The organism is Arthrobacter sp. MMS24-T111 (genome assembly GCF_054888995.1).
The window spans coordinates 1,003,464-1,019,694 of record NZ_JBTZRO010000001.1 but is presented as its reverse complement, the minus strand read 5'-3'; the positions used below and the strand labels follow the sequence as shown (position 1 = coordinate 1,019,694).

Annotated in this window: 8 protein-coding genes and 4 pseudogenes; 10 read left to right on the top strand and 2 right to left on the bottom strand. The window is 66.6% G+C overall.

The window, feature by feature from the left end:
• Nucleotides 1-50: 50 nt before the first annotated feature.
• Both murJ and ACX5I6_RS04625 read right to left on the bottom strand, forming a co-directional pair.
• Complete coding sequence (murJ, locus tag ACX5I6_RS04630; protein WP_461839640.1) at nucleotides 51-2,183, bottom strand: murein biosynthesis integral membrane protein MurJ; 2,133 nt, start codon at nucleotides 2,181-2,183, stop codon at nucleotides 51-53.
• A gap of 60 nt (nucleotides 2,184-2,243) precedes the next feature.
• Nucleotides 2,244-2,742: pseudogene (locus tag ACX5I6_RS04625) on the bottom strand (NUDIX hydrolase).
• Between the two features lie 208 nt (nucleotides 2,743-2,950).
• On the opposite strand from ACX5I6_RS04625, the gene ACX5I6_RS04620 reads away from it, so the two are divergent.
• The 10 genes and pseudogenes from ACX5I6_RS04620 to ACX5I6_RS04575 all read left to right on the top strand — a co-directional run bounded on the left by ACX5I6_RS04620 (nucleotide 2,951) and on the right by ACX5I6_RS04575 (nucleotide 16,127).
• Nucleotides 2,951-4,459 carry a CCA tRNA nucleotidyltransferase gene (locus ACX5I6_RS04620; RefSeq protein WP_461839639.1) on the top strand — a complete coding sequence of 503 codons (1,509 nt, stop codon included), beginning with the start codon at nucleotides 2,951-2,953 and terminating at the stop codon, nucleotides 4,457-4,459.
• On the top strand, nucleotides 4,456-5,040 hold the full coding sequence (locus ACX5I6_RS04615; protein WP_018769863.1) for a histidine phosphatase family protein: 585 nt from the start codon (nucleotides 4,456-4,458) through the stop codon (nucleotides 5,038-5,040). Before ACX5I6_RS04620 ends, ACX5I6_RS04615 begins: the two co-directional genes overlap by 4 nt.
• Before the next feature lie 633 nt (nucleotides 5,041-5,673).
• Nucleotides 5,674-5,802: a hypothetical protein gene (locus tag ACX5I6_RS04610; RefSeq protein WP_461839638.1), complete on the top strand. Its 129-nt coding sequence runs from the start codon at nucleotides 5,674-5,676 to the stop codon at nucleotides 5,800-5,802.
• A gap of 48 nt (nucleotides 5,803-5,850) precedes the next feature.
• Complete coding sequence (locus ACX5I6_RS04605) at nucleotides 5,851-7,314, top strand: glycosyltransferase family 87 protein (protein ID WP_461839637.1); 1,464 nt, start codon at nucleotides 5,851-5,853, stop codon at nucleotides 7,312-7,314.
• Nucleotides 7,307-8,748 (top strand): annotated as a pseudogene (locus ACX5I6_RS04600) (phytoene desaturase family protein). Before ACX5I6_RS04605 ends, ACX5I6_RS04600 begins: the two are co-directional and overlap by 8 nt.
• A gap of 86 nt (nucleotides 8,749-8,834) precedes the next feature.
• Nucleotides 8,835-10,821: pseudogene (locus ACX5I6_RS04595) on the top strand (penicillin-binding transpeptidase domain-containing protein).
• Between the two features lie 25 nt (nucleotides 10,822-10,846).
• Nucleotides 10,847-12,528: pseudogene (locus ACX5I6_RS04590) on the top strand (ATP-binding cassette domain-containing protein).
• A gap of 54 nt (nucleotides 12,529-12,582) precedes the next feature.
• Nucleotides 12,583-13,356, top strand: coding sequence for a DeoR/GlpR family DNA-binding transcription regulator (locus tag ACX5I6_RS04585; protein WP_285246508.1), 774 nt, complete (start codon nucleotides 12,583-12,585; stop codon nucleotides 13,354-13,356).
• Nucleotides 13,353-14,561, top strand: a complete 1,209-nt coding sequence (locus ACX5I6_RS04580; protein ID WP_285246507.1) for an MFS transporter — start codon at nucleotides 13,353-13,355, stop codon at nucleotides 14,559-14,561. The genes ACX5I6_RS04585 and ACX5I6_RS04580 overlap by 4 nt, the downstream gene beginning before the upstream one ends.
• A 69-nt stretch (nucleotides 14,562-14,630) precedes the next feature.
• On the top strand, nucleotides 14,631-16,127 hold the full coding sequence (locus ACX5I6_RS04575; protein WP_461839636.1) for a phosphatase PAP2 family protein: 1,497 nt from the start codon (nucleotides 14,631-14,633) through the stop codon (nucleotides 16,125-16,127).
• Nucleotides 16,128-16,231 lie beyond the last annotated feature (104 nt).

Genomic DNA, 16,231 nt, shown 5'->3' with positions numbered 1-16,231 from the left:
GATCAGCCCCGGACGGCCGTGGAGAAGACCGGCGCCAGACCGCAACGGCATCACTTTTTCCGTGGGCGGCGGTTCTTGAAGTAAGGGTTCTCGCCGGCCTTCCCCTGGTACGTCCGGCGGCCCGGAAGGGGAATCTGTTCGCTGAGCAGGCCCCCACGCGCCGTGGCGGGCTGCTCCTCACCGGGCAGGTACTCTGCCGCCGGCTCCTGCCGCCTGCCGTCGTCGTGCACGTCCTGGCGGCGCACCCCGCGCTCCGGATCCGGGCCCGCCCGGAAGGAGACGGCATCGAACTCGCCGGAAATCCGTGGGATGAGGCCGGTGTCCACGGAGGTGGTGGCCCGTTCAGGACGGTGCCCGGAGGAACCTGTGGCGGGAGCGGACGACGGCGCGTCCCCGGTTTCGGCAGCGGGGGCTTGGTCCCCGCGGCCCAGCCGGCCCAGCAGCGGCCGGAGCATATCGCCCAGTTCGGTGACCCGGAACAGCCGGAGGAGGACGAAGTAGACGGCGAGCATGACCGGCCCTGCCACGGCGACCGTAAGCAGGGCCTGCAGGCGGCCGCTCCAGGCGAAACCATCAGGGTTGTAGCTGCCCATCAGCCAGAGCGCGGCCGAACCGGCGAACGCCGAACCAAGGGCCGCATACCCCATGCGGATGTACGAGTTGGCGATCCGCGGACCGTCCAGGCTGCCCAGCATGCGCCGCAGGAAGACCGCGCTGATCACCACCGAGAGGATGTTGCCCACCATATAAAGGACGGCGATGGCGTAGATGATCTGGCCCACTGGCAGGAACTGGTTGGCGAACGCGCCGGCTACATAGACAACGGCGAGCAGCAGCTGCACGTAGAACGGCGTCCGGGCGTCCTCGTTGGCATAGAACACCCGGGACATCATGAAGTTGGCACTCATGAAGGGGGTGCTGAGGGCAAGGATGGTGAGCGTCTGGGCCAGCATGACGCCGTCCTGGCGCGAGCCGCCGGAGAAGAACATGCCCAGCGGACCTGCCAGGGCAAACAGCGCCAGGGCGCCGAACACTGTGGCTACGGCCATGGTCCGCAGCCCGTGCGAGAGCGCGTCACGAAGCTCCGCACGGTTGCCGTCCTGCGACGCGCGCGTCATCCGGTTGAACAGGACGGTGGCCAGCGATAGGGCAATGATCGAGTGCGGCAGCAGGTACAGCTGGCTGGCCACCTCCAGGACGGCATTGCCGGGGAGGGTGGAGGCGGACGGGTCCCCCGCCTCCTGCAACCGGATGCGTTCAGCGCCGGGGATGGTGGCGATGCGCATGACGTAGAGGAAGGCCAGCTGCCCGACGGCGGCCGTCAGGAGGGTCCATACGCTCAGCCGTGCAGCGTGCCCCAGCCCCACGCCCCGCCAGCCGAACCGGGGCCGGAGCCCGAGCTTCAGACGGAAGACCGGTACCAGCAGGATGGCTGTTTGGGATAGCACGCCGATGGTGGAGAACCCGGCCACCAGCAGCGTCTGCGTGGATCCCCAGTTGTCGATTGTGTGGCCGCTGAACTCGTTGGTCCCGAAGATCCAGATGAACATTCCCAGGCCGGCGATGGCAACCAGGTTGTTCAGGATGGGTGCCCACATGGCTGGGCCAAACGCGCCGTTGGCGTTCAGGACCTGGGTGAGCAGGGCGTACAGGCCGTAGAAGAAGATCTGCGGCAGGCACCAGAACGCGAACGTGACCGCGAGAGCCTTCTGTTGCGGCGAGTACCCCTGTGTTGTCAGCTCGATGACCCCCGGCGCGGCCAGTGTTACCAGCGCCGTCAGGCCGAACAGGAGCAGGACAGCAAGCGTCAGCAGCCGGCTGATGTAGTCCGCTCCCCTGTCCGGTGCCTTGCTTGCCTTGATGATCTGCGGTACGAGCACGGCGTTGAAGACACCGCCGGCCACCAGGAGGAAGATCAGGTTGGGCAGGTTGTTGGCGTTGATGAACGTGTCGTTGACCGTCGAGCCCAGGCCCAGGGCGGTGCCCAGCATCCAGGTCTTGCCGAATCCCAGGAAACGGGAAACGAGCGTCCCTGCGGCCATGATGGCGCTGGAACGGGACTCGCTGGGACCCGCGGCCGCGGGCTGCGCGGTCTCCGGTGCTGCCGCCTCGGCGGTAGCATCGCCGGGTGCGGCATCATCGGGCCGGCCGGACCGGTCGGAAGGAAAGTTGGTAGCTGACATCGAGTTCATCGTCTCACCCACCGGCCCGTAACACCGCAATGACGACGGCGGGGTCCGGGCTTAGAGGTGTCCGGGCAGGACCTCGCGGGCAAGGTCCGCGATGCGGCGCTCGTTCGGGAAGGACAGCTTGCGGGCCAGCCTGGATGGGCACCCAGGCCACATCCACGGCTTCCTGGTCGGGATCGTTCTCGATGGTGAGCTCGCCGCCGGTGGCCCGCAGGAGGTAGTGGTGCACGGTTTTATGGACCCGGTGGCCGCTGACCGTGAACCAGTAGTCGATGCTGCCCAACGGCGCCAGGATGTCTCCCTCGATGCCGGTTTCCTCGGCAATTTCGCGGACGGCAGCCTGCTCGTTGTTTTCCTTGCCCTCCGGATGTCCCTTGGGGAGGCACCATTCCAACCGTCCGCCGCGATTAAGGCGGGCGATGATCGCAACCCTCAATTCGGCGTCGGATGTGTCCACCACAACGCCGCCGGCCGAGACTTCCTCAACCGTTGGCAGCGAGGCCGGTGCCGATTGCTGGGCAGGGGCAACGTGCGCCCCGATTGCCGATGGCAATGGTGCGTTCGTCCTCCTGCCGGGAGCGCTCGGTACTGGATGGGCCATGGAGTCCACTCTAACGACTGTTGCCCGTTCGTGATGACCGGAACATGACACCAACATGGACGGGATGTGACGCATTTTGAGGCCGGGAACGTCAATCAGCGCTGATCTTGACGCTTTTTTGGACTGCCGCGCCGCTGGTTTCTGCCAAGCTTAAGGAACTATGTCGCATGCAGATCACAAGATTGATTCCCACACCGTTGACTTCAAGGTGGACCCGGTGGTCCTGGAGCTCGGTCAGCGGTTCGTGGATGCCGGCCACGAGCTGTCCCTTGTGGGTGGGCCGGTGCGCGACCTTTTCCTTGGCCGGGTTTCGCCCGACCTCGACTTCACCACGGATGCCACGCCGGACCAGACGGTGGCGCTGATCAAGAAGTGGGCGGACAACTTCTGGGAGATCGGGCGTGCGTTCGGCACGATCGGCATGCGCAAGGGCGGCTTCCAGATCGAGATCACCACCTACCGGGCCGAGGCCTACGATCCCGACTCCCGCAAGCCCGTGGTGGCGTTTGGTTCCTCCCTCACCGACGACCTGCTGCGGCGCGACTTCACCATCAATGCCATGGCGTTGAAACTGCCTTCCCTGGAACTGGTGGATCCGTTTGGCGGGGTGCGGGACCTGCATGCCTCCCTGCTGGCCACTCCCGGGGCGCCGGAGGCCTCCTTCTCCGATGACCCGTTGAGGATGATGCGGGCGGCCCGCTTCGCCGCGCAGCTGGGGGTTTCAGTCCGCGACGACGTCCGCGAGGCCATGACCCACATGGCTGACCGGATCAAGATCATTTCCGCGGAGCGGGTGCGGGACGAACTGGTCAAACTGATCTGCGGCGCCCGGCCTCGCGTGGGCGTGGATCTCCTCGTGGACACGGGGCTGGCCGAGTATGTGCTGCCCGAGGTCTCCGCCCTCCGGCTCGAAGCCGATGAGCACCACCGGCACAAGGATGTCTACCAGCACTCCCTCCAGGTACTGGAGCAGGCAGCGGAGCTTGAAACGGACGCCGAAGGCCCTGTGCCGGGCCCGGACTTCGTGCTGCGCTTCGCCGCGTTGATGCACGACGTCGGCAAGCCGGCGACGCGCCGGTTCGAACCGGGCGGCGCGGTGAGCTTCCGCCACCACGACATGGTGGGTGCCAAGCTCACCTCCAAACGGATGAAGGCGCTGCGGTTCGACAATGACACCACCAAGGCCGTGGCGCGGCTGGTGGAACTCCATATGCGTTTCTATGGCTACGGCGATGCCGGCTGGAGCGACTCGGCTGTCCGGCGGTACGTCACCGACGCCGGTTCCCTGCTGGAACGGCTGCACAGGCTTACCCGGTCCGATGTCACCACCCGAAACCAGCGCAAGGCCGATCGGCTGTCTTTCGCTTACGACGACCTTGAGTCCCGCATTGCTGCGCTCCGCGAACAGGAATCCCTTGACGCAGTACGCCCGGACCTGGACGGGGCCCGGATCATGGAGCTGCTGGGGCTCAAGCCGGGCCCCGTGGTGGGCCGCGCCTACAAGTTCCTCCTGAATGAACGGATGGAGCACGGACCGTTGCCAGCGGAAGAGGCCGAGGCGCGCCTGCTCCGCTGGTGGGCCGAACAGCCTGAATCAGCACCTGCCGGGCCCGAACCCGGAGCCTCTCCCGCCGACGTCGAACCTTCACCCGCTGAGGAGTCCAAATGACCAATCCCGCCTTCGCTCCGCGCCCCCAGCTGTGGATCCTCCGCCACGGCGAAACCGAATGGTCCAAAAGCGGGCAGTACACGGGCCTCACGGACCTCCCCCTGACGGTGGAAGGCGAACAGCAGGCCGTAGAGGCACGCAAGGTCCTGGACGGCGTCGACTTCGACCTGGTGCTCACCTCGCCGCTGCGGCGTGCGCGGCGCACTGCCGAACTCGCCGGTTTCCCGGATGCCCGGCACGAACCGCTCGCGGTGGAGTGGAACTACGGGGACTACGAAGGCATCAGCTCGGACCTGATCCGCAAGGACAATCCCGACTACCTGATCTGGACCCACGGCGTTCCCAACGGTGAAACCCTTGATGAGGTGGCCGCGAGGGCGGACAAGATCATCGGCCGGATCCTGGAATCCGGGATGGACAATGTGCTGATCGTGGCGCACGGTCATTTCTCCCGGATCCTTACCGCGCGCTGGCTGGAATTGCCGCCCACGGAAGGCCGCCACTTTATCCTCGGCACTGCCAAAGTGTGCACCCTGGGCTGGGATAAGAAGACGCCCGCTATTGTGCGCTGGGGCCTGTGAATCGCCTTTAGATAAAAACTTTTCCGTATTTCCCGGGAATTGCTGGCCTTTCGCCGATTCCTGGGGTAGCTTTATTCCTGACCACGCGGCAATCTGCCCGGGTCCAAGACCGCATTGCACACCACGCAGCGGACAGCAGAAAAGGAGGTTGGGAAAATGATGACTTTGACTGGCGAATGGAACACCCCCATCAATGCATTCCCGGCCTTTGCTGGTGCTGCGCGCGTGGCTACGGTTGGCACCGGGCGGCGGTCTGCCGCCCTCCCCGGTTCTCCACGGCGCCGCTAGCCGGAACCATGTTCCCCGGGACTCCGCCCTGCCAGGGCCAGTCCCAAGGATAACGGCCGGTACGCCGCACCTCCTGCGCTGACTCCCCGGATCAGCACCTGCCCGAGCCCACGCTTCGCTGACGCCTGAAACCGCGTCCGCGCAAGCGAGAGTTCAAGCTCCGCGCCAGGTGCTTGCTGTCCGGCATTGCCGGCATCCCCCGGAATTGTGTTCTCTTACGCAATTTCAGCCTATTTCCGCCATGGAATTCACGCGCCTTCTTTCCGCGCTTTTACGCGCCGAAAAACGGCGCTAATTTGTCATGCACTTTTGTGCCTCATTAAACGAAAGGAGGTGCCTTCCTTGATGCGAAAAATCCTGGGACTCCTGTCCCTCCCCTTGCAGCGACGCAGCTCATTCAACAGTGACCTGCTGGAGCAGCATCGAAACGAAGTTTTCGTGCTCATGCACCAGCAGCTCGGCGGCTTGCGCTGAGTGCCGGCCCCCGCGCTTTGCGCAGGGGCCGGCTGTAAGCTCGACTCCATGCACGAGACCCAGCCGCCGGAGGGTGGACGACGGCCCCGAATCGTGGTGCCAAGCCGCAGCGATAAACTGCTCCGGAATTTTACGGAGGTGATCGGCGGGCCGCTCGGGACCAAGGCGGATCCCGGCGTTACCTCCCCCGGGATCTACACCGTGCAGCGTGTGCTGGTGGTCCTGACGGCACTGGCCGCCCTGACGGGCATCCTGCTTAAGGGCTACTGCCGGGTCAACGGCTGGGAGACACCAACCCAGTTCTACGCCACGTGCTACTCGGACTTTCCGGAGCTGTTCCGGAACCGCGGCATGGCACAAGGGGTCTTCCCCATCCTCGGCAGCGGCAGCCAGTTTGAATACCCGGTGCTCATCGGCCTAATTGCGGGGCTGACGGCCTGGCTGGTTCCCGGAGGAGACGCCAACGCCCGGGCCTTGGCCTACTTCGACATCAATGCCGTGCTGCTGGCGGCCGTGGCGATGGTCACTGTCCTGGCAATTGCCCGCATGCCCGGCCGCCGTCCCTGGGATGCCGCCATGGTGGCGGTCGCCCCGGGGATTATCCTTGCCGGAACCATCAACTGGGATCTCTGGGCAGCCTGCCTGCTGGCTGTGGGCATGTACTTTTTCGCCAAGAACCGCCCCGTGCCAGCCGGCATCCTGATCGGGCTGGCCACGGCAACCAAGCTTTACCCGCTGCTGGTCCTCGGGGCCATCCTGCTGCTTTCCGTGCGCACCGGCCGGTGGCGGCCGTTGCTGGTGACCGCCGGAAGTGCCGCCGCCACCTGGATGGTGGTCAACCTGCCGTTCGCAGCGGCCAACCCGTCCGGCTGGGCCTATTTTTTCCAGTACAGCGCGGACCGTGGCGCCGGGTACAGTTCCCCGTGGTTCGCCTACAACCTGGTGGCCGGCAGGCTGGGCTGGTCCGGGCTGGCACCGGACGGAGTCAGCGCACTTTCAGCCGGACTGTTCGTCCTGTTGTGCGCCGCCATAGCAGCCGTTGCGCTGACCGCTCCCCGCCGCCCCCGCCTGGCGCAGCTCGCTTTCCTGATCGTCGCGGCCTTCATCCTCACCAGCAAGGTCTACTCACCCCAGTACGTCGTGTGGCTGATCCCGCTGCTTGCCCTCGCCAGGCCGCGGTGGCGCGACTTCCTGGTCTGGCAGGGGATCGAAGCCCTGCACTGGGCCGCGATCTGGATGTACCTTGGACAGGTGACCAGCTCCGGTTCGTCCCAACACAACCTGGACATGCCGTACTACGTCCTCGCTGTCGCCGCTCACATGGCCGCGGTGGCCTACCTCATGGCGCGCATCGTGTGGGATATCTACGACCCCGCCTATGACCCCATCCGCCGCCACCACGTTGATGATCCGCACGGCGGGCCCTTCACCAACGCGCCCGACTGGTTCCGGCTGGATCCCGCCCGGCACTCGGAATCGGTGATCCCGTGGAAAGCAGGGGCCCGTGCCTGATGTCGCGGTAGTAGGCTCCGGTCCCAACGGACTCTCTGCAGCGGCCGTCATGGCAAGGGCAGGGCTGTCGGTGGAAGTCTTCGAGGCAGCCCAGACCATCGGCGGTGGCACGCGCACCACCGAACTCATGCAGGCCGGACACTTCCACGACGTCTGCTCCGCGGTGCATCCCATGGCGTTGGCATCCCCGTTCTTCCGTGCCTTCGAACTGACCCGGAGGGTGGACCTGATAACGCCCGAGGTGTCTTTCGGTTCCCCGCTGGACGGCGGCCGGGCTGCCTTGGCCTATACCTCGCTGGAGCGGACTGCGACGGAACTGGGCCGGGACGGCGCTGCGTACCGCCGGCTCATGGAACCGCTGGTCCGGCATATTGGCGACATCATGGATTTCACCCAAAACCAGCTCCTGCGGATCCCCCGCAACCCGGTGATGGCGGCCGTCTACGGACTGCGGACGCTGGAACAGGGAACCGGATTGTGGAACGCACGGTTCCGGGAAGATCTTGCACCCGCCCTCCTGAGCGGGGTTGCCGCCCACGCCATCTCGCATTTACCGTCCCTGGCGGCGTCCGGGGCCGGCCTGATGCTCGGTGCCCTGGGACATGCGGACGGTTGGCCCATCCCCCGCGGCGGTTCCGCCTCCATCGCGGCAGCCCTCGCCGACGATATCCGCGCCCACGGCGGCGTCATCCACACCGGCACCCCCATCGACCGGCTGGAACAACTGCCGGCAACCCGGGCCACCCTGCTGGATGTGGCACCCCGCGGCCTGCTGGACATGGCAGGCGATGCGCTGCCGGGCCACTATCGAAGAGCCCTCGAGGCGTTCCGGTACGGAAACGGCTCCTGCAAGGTGGACTTCATCCTGTCCGGTCCGGTGCCGTGGCAGGCCGGCGGACTTGCCGACGCCGGCACGGTCCACGTGAGCGGGACCAGGGCCGAGCTGGCGGCTTCGGAGAACGAGGTCAGCGCCGGCCGGCATCCCGGGCGGCCGTATGTCCTGGTGGCCCAGCCCTCCCGGTTCGACCCCGGACGGGCGCCGGACGGGCGGCACACACTGTGGACCTACTGCCACGTCCCCGCAGGTTCCACGCGGGACATGACCGGCGAGGTGATGGCGCAGCTGGAACGGTTTGCCCGGGATTTCGAGACCTCGTGGTGGACTCGCACGCTATCACGGCGGCGCAGCTGGCGCAGTACAACCGCAACTACATTGGCGGCGACTTCAGCGCCGGAGTCATGGACGTACGCGGCCTGGTCCAAAAGCCCGTGGTGTCTCCCGTCCCGTGGCGGACCCCGCTGCTGGGCGTCTATCTCTGCTCATCGTCAACGCCGCCGGGCCCGGGCGTCACGGGAATGCCCGGGATGCACGCGGCAACGTACGCCCTGAAGGACATCTTCAGGCTGCCGCTTCCGGACCTTTCCCTCGGCTAGGTCCCGACGGCCGGCGGCCCTGCCACAACCGCCTGGCCTGCGACGGCACGGCGCAGCACGGTGCCGGGGCGGGGGATAATGGCCACATGGGGAAATCAACAAAACTTTCGCTTGCCGTAGCTGCGCTCGTCCTGGGTACCTCCCTGGTGGCCTGCGACGACGGAAAGAGCGGGGCTGAAGCCGCCGCCCGGCAATTGGCCGGCGCGGTCTCAACGCTGGACGTTGGCTCGGTGGCCTTTGACGGCAAGGACGCCGCCGCGGCCAACGACCAGCTGCACCAGGTCTTCGCTGCCCTGGATCCGCAGAAGCCCGAGGTCCAGGCAGGCGGACTCACCCTCGACGGCGATAAAGCATCCGCGCCGCTGAGCTACACCTGGAAGTTCGGCGACGCCGAATGGAAGTACACCAGCTCGGCGAACTTCAAGAAGTCAGGGGACAAGTGGCTGACGGTGTGGGACCCCGCCCTCCTGGCACCCGGCCTGACGGACAGCGAGATTGTTACCAAGGGCTCCCAGTCCCCCAGCGGGCCGACATCCTTGGTGCCGGCGACGTGCCGCTGGTCACCTACCGTCCCGTGGTGAATGTCGGCATCGACAAGCCGCAACTGGGCGCCGCAGACCCCTCCGAGTCCGCCGGGAAACTGGCCGCGCTGGTGGGAGTGGACCCGGCCGCGTATGTGCAGCAGGTCAAGGCTGCCGGGGCACAGGCTTTTGTCCCCGCCATCACGCTGCGTGAAGAAGGCAGGAACATCTCGGATCAACAGATCCAGGCCATCCCCGGCGCGCGCGGTATCCCCGCGTCCATGCCGCTGGCTCCCAGCAGGACGTTTGCCCGCGCCGTGCTCGGATCGGTCGGCGAAGCCACGGCAGAACAGATCGATGCATCCAACGGTGCCCTGGACGCCGGGGATGTCACGGGCATCGGCGGGCTCCAGCAGCAGTACGACGCACAGCTCCGCGGATCAGACGCCGTGGTCATCCGGGCGCAGCGGGCCGACCTGACGCGCGAACAGATCCAGTCCGCCGGCACCGACCCCAGGCGCGTCCTTTTCGAGGTGGCACCCAAGCCCGGCACTCCGCTGAAGACCACCCTCGATCCGCGCCTCCAGACCCTGGCTGAGTCCACCCTGGAGGGTGTGGGCCCGGCGTCGGCCATCGTGGCACTCCGGCCCTCCACCGGGGCCGTGCTTGCCGCGGCCTCCGGCCCTGGCAGCAACGGCTACAACACGGCCATGCTGGGCCAGTACGCCCCGGGCTCGATCTTCAAGATGGTGGATTCCCTGGCCATGTTCCGGAACGGCATGAATCCGGACTCCACCGTCCAGTGCACCCCAACCCTCACGGTGGACGGGCGCACCTTCAAGAACTCCGAGGGCTACCCCACCACCTCCCTGGGCGCGGTAACCCTCCGGGATGCCTTTGCGCACTCCTGCAACACCGCCTTCATATCCCAGCGCGACTCGGTATCCCAAAGCCAACTCGAAGCCGCCGCCACCTCCATGGGCGTCGCGGTCGAAGCGCCGAAACTCGGGGCGGAAGCGTTCTTGGGTTCGGTGCCGGGGCAGGCCCAGGGCACCGAACACGCGGCCTCCATGATTGGCCAGGGCAAGGTTTTGCTCTCCCCCTGGCCGCCGCGATCATGGCCGGCTCTGTTGCCAAGGGCGCCCCCGTTTCGGCGCAGCTGGTCCTCAACCCTGACGCCGCTGCCCCCGCTGCGGGAACCACCCCGGGGTCCACCGCTCCGGCGGCCGAACCAACTGCCACGGCCACGGCCGAAGCACCGTCCACGGCATCGGACAAACCGATCACGGCAGCGGAGGCGGCATCGCTGGCTGACATGATGCGCGCGGTGGTCACCTCCGGCCACGCGGGGTTCCTCGCCAGCGTCCCCGGGGCTCCCGTGGGTGCGAAAACGGGGACCGCCGAATTCGGCACCGAAAATCCGCCCAAGACGCACGCGTGGATCGTGGCCGTCCACGGCGACCTGGCAGTGGCAGTGTTCGTGGAGGACGGCGGCCTGGGTGCCACCACCTCGGGTCCGCTGCTGAAGCAGTTCCTCACCGCCGCCGGCTAGGTTCCGCCGTGGGAGGATTGACGGCGTGGCCCATATTGACGTTTCCGGCATCGACTACTTCCTCTCCGACGGCACCCAGCTCCTGAACGGAGTGACCTTCAAGGTCCCGGACGGTACCAAGACCGCCTTGATCGGGCCCAACGGCACAGGAAAAACCACGCTGTTCCGGATCATCGCCGGAGACCTGGTCCCGGACGAGGGCGTCATCGGGCGGTCCGGGAACATGGGCATCATGCGCCAGTTCGTGGGGCAGGTCCGAGACGGTTCAACAGTCCGGGACCTGCTGGTGTCCGCTGCTCCCCGGCTTTGGCGGCCGCTGCCCGCGAGGTGGATGATGCCGAGCTGGCCATGATGGAGCACGACGACGAGCCCACCCAGATGCGGTACGCCCAGGCCATCGTGGACTGGGGCGACGCCGGCGGTTACGACGTCGAGACGGTGTGGGACGAAGTCTGCATGGCCGCTCTGGGACTGCCGTTTGACCGCGCACAGCACCGCCCGGCGTCCACCCTTTCCGGCGGCGAGCAGAAGCGCCTGGTGCTGGAAGCACTGTTCGCAGGCCCTGACGACCTCCTCCTCCTGGACGAACCGGACAACTATCTCGACGTTCCGGGCAAGCGATGGCTGGAGGAAAAGCTCAACGAGTCGAAGAAGACGGTCTTCTTCATCAGCCACGACCGCGAACTCCTGAACAACGCTGCCGGGAGGATTGTCACCCTCGAGCCCGGGATCAACGGGGCCGCAGCCTGGATCCACGGCGGCGGGTTCGGATCTTACGTGGAGGCCCGCGCGGACCGGAACGCGCGCTTCGAGGAATTGCGGAAGCGCTGGGACGAGGAGCACATCAAGCTCAAGGAACTCGTCAACATGTACAAGAACAAGGCGGCCTTCCGCTCTGACATGGCCAACCGGTACCACGCCGCCCAGACCCGGCTGGCCAAGTTCCTCGAAGTGGGGCCGCCGGAGGCGCTGCCGATCGAACAGAACGTCCAGATGCGGCTCAAGGGCGGCCGCACCGCCAAGCGCGCCATCGTTGCCGAACGGTTGGAACTGACCGGCCTGATGAAGCCCTTCTCCACCGAGGTCTGGTTCGGCGACCGGGTCGGCGTACTGGGCTCCAACGGCTCCGGCAAGAGCCACTTCCTGCGGCTGCTCGCCACCGGTGGCACCGACCCCGAACGGGAACACCTGCCGGTTTCCGACGTGGAAATCGCCGAGGTCCCGCACGAAGGGACCGTCAAGCTCGGTGCGCGGATCCGGCCCGGATTCTTTGCCCAGACCCATGTCCGGCCGGATCTCCTGGGCAAGACGCTCCTGGAAATCCTGCATCGCGGCGACGAACACCGTTCGGGGCTGGGCCGGGAGGCGGCCGCCGGCGCCCTGGATGGCTACGGCCTGGCGGGACAGTCCGAGCAAAAATACGAGTCGCTGTCCGGCGGCCAGCAGGCGCGTTTCCAGATCCTGCTCCTGCAGCTCAGCGGAGCCACCCTGCTGCTGTTGGACGAGCCAACGGACAACCTGGACCTCCACTCCGCCGAGGCGCTGGAGCGGGCCATTGACCACTTTGAGGGCACAGTCCTTGCCGTCACCCATGACCGCTGGTTCGCTCGTACGTTCGACCGGTTCCTGGTATTCGGATCGGACGGGAAGGTCTACGAATCAGCGGAGCCGGTCTGGGACGAACAACGGGTGGAACGCGCCCGCTGAGGAGCCACTGAGCAGACTTATGAGCAAATGATCATAAATTGATAGCATTTGATCATGAAGACGGATGAGCGGCACAGAACCATTGCCGAAATCCTCCGGCGGCAGGCCGAGGCGAGCGTCGAAGAGCTGATGCTGGCCTGCGACGCTTCCGGGGCCACGATCCGACGCGACCTTGAGGCGCTGGCAGGCAACGGCGTCCTCCGGCGGATCCACGGCGGAGCCAAGAGCCTGATCGGGCAAGGGCAGCACCCCGGTTACGGGCTCCGGGAGCTGGAGGACCGGGACGCCAAGAGGCGCATCGCCGCCGCTGTCGCCACGCTGCTGCTGGAACGCGAACACGTCTGGCTGGACAGCGGGAGCACGGCAACCGAGGTGGCCCGTGCCGTGACCGGCCGGGAACTGACCCTGATGCCGATGTCCCTGCCGGGACTCAATGCGGCCGCCGGCGGGGACACTGCCGCAGGCTCCAGGCCTGCACTGTTGCTGCCAGGAGGGAGCCTGGTGCCCGGTGAGCTATGTTTCCGCGGGCCACTGGCGGAGTCCAACATCAGGTCGCTGCGTTTTGATACCGCCGTGCTCACCCCCTGTGCCGTTGACTTCACTGATGGCCTCCTGGCCCACGACCTGGACGATGCCGCGGTCAAGAGGGCCGGCCTGGACGCGTCGGCGCGGGTGGTGGTTGCCGCATCGGCGGCTAAATGGCAGGCGCACGCGAGGGTCCTCATCGGCGGCCTGGACCGGGTTGACGTGATTGTCACCGACCGGAAATTCAGTGGCCAGGAACAAGCCCAACTCGACCAATACTCTGTGGAAGTAGTGAACGTATGAGCATCAACGCCGGCACCGAACAGCATGCTGGACTGAAAGCGGCGGCCGCGGCCACGTTCGTGGTCTTTGGCATTAATGGGCTCGTGTTCGCCAGCTGGGCAGCACGGATCCCCGCCGTCACGCAGACGCTGCACATCACCTCCGGCCAAATGGGCACCCTGCTGCTGTGCACGGCCGTAGGGTCGCTTCTGGCACTCCCCACGGCGGGCATGGTGGTGGGCCGGATCGGAACAGCCAACACCGTCCGCTTCGCCGGCCTGCTTGCTGCCGCCGCGGGCATCGGCATCGCCACGGCGCTGTCAGCCACCTCCATACCCGGAACCGCGGTCTCGCTGTTCTTCTTCGGAATCGGCATCGGCCTGTGGGATGTTGCGCAAAACATCGAAGGCGCCGACGTGGAACACAAACTCCGCCGGACTGTCATGCCGCAATTCCACGCGGCCTTCAGCGGCGGCGCGTTCGTGGGCGCACTGGTGGGCGCCGGCCTGTCCAGCCTGGGCGTGGACCTTCCCCTGCACCTGATGGTCATTGCCGGTGTGGTGGTGCTGGTGGCCCTGACCGCGCCGCGCTTCTTCCTCCCCCACATTTCCACCGCAGCCGCGCCCGGGGAACCCAAAGCCGCCAAGGGTCCCTCGGCATGGCGGGACAGCAGGACGTTGCTGATCGGCGTCGTGGTCCTGGGAGCCACCCTCACCGAGGGGGCCGGCAACGATTGGATCGCCAAAGCCTCCGTGGACGGCCTGGCCACTTCTGAGTCCACGGGCGCACTCATGTTTGCCCTCTTCGTCCTTGCCATGACGGCCATGCGCTTCCTCGGCGGCCGAGTGATCGACAAGTACGGCCGGGTGGCCGTGCTGCGGGCCAGCATGGCCGCCGCAGCCGCCGGGCTGGGCCTCTTCGTCCTGGCGCCGAATATCTGGCTGGCCGGTGTCGGTGCGGCTCTTTGGGGCGTCGGTGCAGCGTTGGCCTTCCCAATGGGGATGTCCGCAGCCTCCGACGACCCCAGGCATTCGGCAGCACGTGTATCCGTTGTATCCACTTTGGGTTATATATCGTTCCTGGCCGGACCGCCGCTGCTCGGCTACCTCGGCGACCTCACGGGCATCCACACCGCGCTGCTGGCGATCATGGCACCGATCCTCGTCGCACTGCTGCTGGCCGGTGCCGCCAGGCCCCTGCGGCTCGAAGGCACCAAAGAGCCCTGACGGGATTCTGCCGCCGCGCTGGAAGCCGTGCAGCGGCCTGCGAAAGCGCCTCGGGTTTAGGGTGATCACATGCAAAGCACGAGGCACCGCCGCCGGAGTTGGCCCAGCCGCATCGACAGATACCTTCTCCAGCATGTTTCGAACCTGCCCGGCGGCAGCCACGACGTGTTCTTCAGACGGCTCTCCGCTTCGGCAAACCAGGGAAAGCTCTGGATCGGGATCGCAGCCGTCCTGGCCTTGTTCCCCGGCAAATCCCGGCGCGCTGCCCTCCACGGGCTGATCGCCCAGGGCGTCGCCTCGGCCGTCACAAACCTGGTGTTCAAGACCCTGCTCCCCCGGACCCGGCCGCAGCCGGAAAATCTCCCGGTGTTCCGGTTCGTCCACCCCCAGCCACGGAGTTCGTCCATGCCTTCGGGACATTCAGCGTCCGCCGTCGCCTTTGCGGTGGGCGCCGGCCTGGTCCAGCCTGCGCTCGGGGCCGCGTTGGCCCCCGCGGCACTCGGGGTGGCTTACTCCAGGGTCCATACCGGCGCGCACTGGCCCTCCGACGTGATTTTCGGTTCGATACTTGGTGCGGGCGCCGCCATGATCACCCGGCACTGGTGGCCCGTCCGGCCACCCATTCCGCAGACAACCCGGACATGGGCTGAAGCGCCCGGGCTGCCCGATGGCGAAGGCCTCAGCATCGTGGTCAACACGTTGGGAGGATCCTTCAAGGACGAAACGGCCGCCGCCCTCAAAGAAGTATTCCCGAAGGCTTATATAAATACCGTGCAGCCCGACGATGATCTGGTGCAGCAGATCAATGCCACCGCGGACGTCCCCGGGACCCTGGCTCTGGGTGTCTGGGGCGGCGACGGAACCGTCGGCGCTGCGGCCGCTGCCGCCGTCGGGCGCTCCCTCCCCCTGCTGGTGCTGCCCGGCGGAACCCTGAACCATTTCGCGCGGGACGCCGGGACCGGGAACCTCAAGGACGCCGTGGAAGCGGCAACCAGGGGTGAGGCCGCACTGGCGGACATCGGCGTGGTGACCGCGGAACGTGGCCTCGCGGGCAACCCCGAAGTGTCCGAACTGGTCATGCTCAACACGTCCAGTGTGGGCCTCTATCCCAATCTGGTGCGTCGCAGGGAGCACCTGCAACCCGCGCTCGGAAAGCCGCTGGCCGGCGTCGTGGCCATGTTCCGCACGTTCGCCGCGGGAACCCCCATCACCCTGTCCGTCGACGGCATCCGGCACAAGGTGTGGATTGCCTACCTTGGTCGGGGCCGGTACTACCCCCGGGACCACGCGCCGCTCATCCGGCCCGTCATGGACGACGGCGTACTGGACGTCAGGCTGATCACCGCCGACGAGTCATTTGCCCGCGTGCGGCTGCTCTGGGCCGTCCTGACCGGCACGGTGGCAAGTTCCCGGATCACGCACCTGCGCGAGGCCTTGGCGGTCACCCTCGATGCCGGCGGCGCACCCATGGCCCTTGCCGTGGACGGTGAAGCTCTGGCCGGAGTGCGCCGGGTGGCCTACTCCGTGCGGCGCAGGGCGTTGACGTACTACTCCCCACGCCCCTGAGCAGGGAAGGCATTGTTCCGGAGCAACCCTGATTCTCCCCTGAATCATCCCTGAGTACGGCGAAAAGCGGTGATGGCCCCGTTAGCGTAGGGAGTGAACTCCCA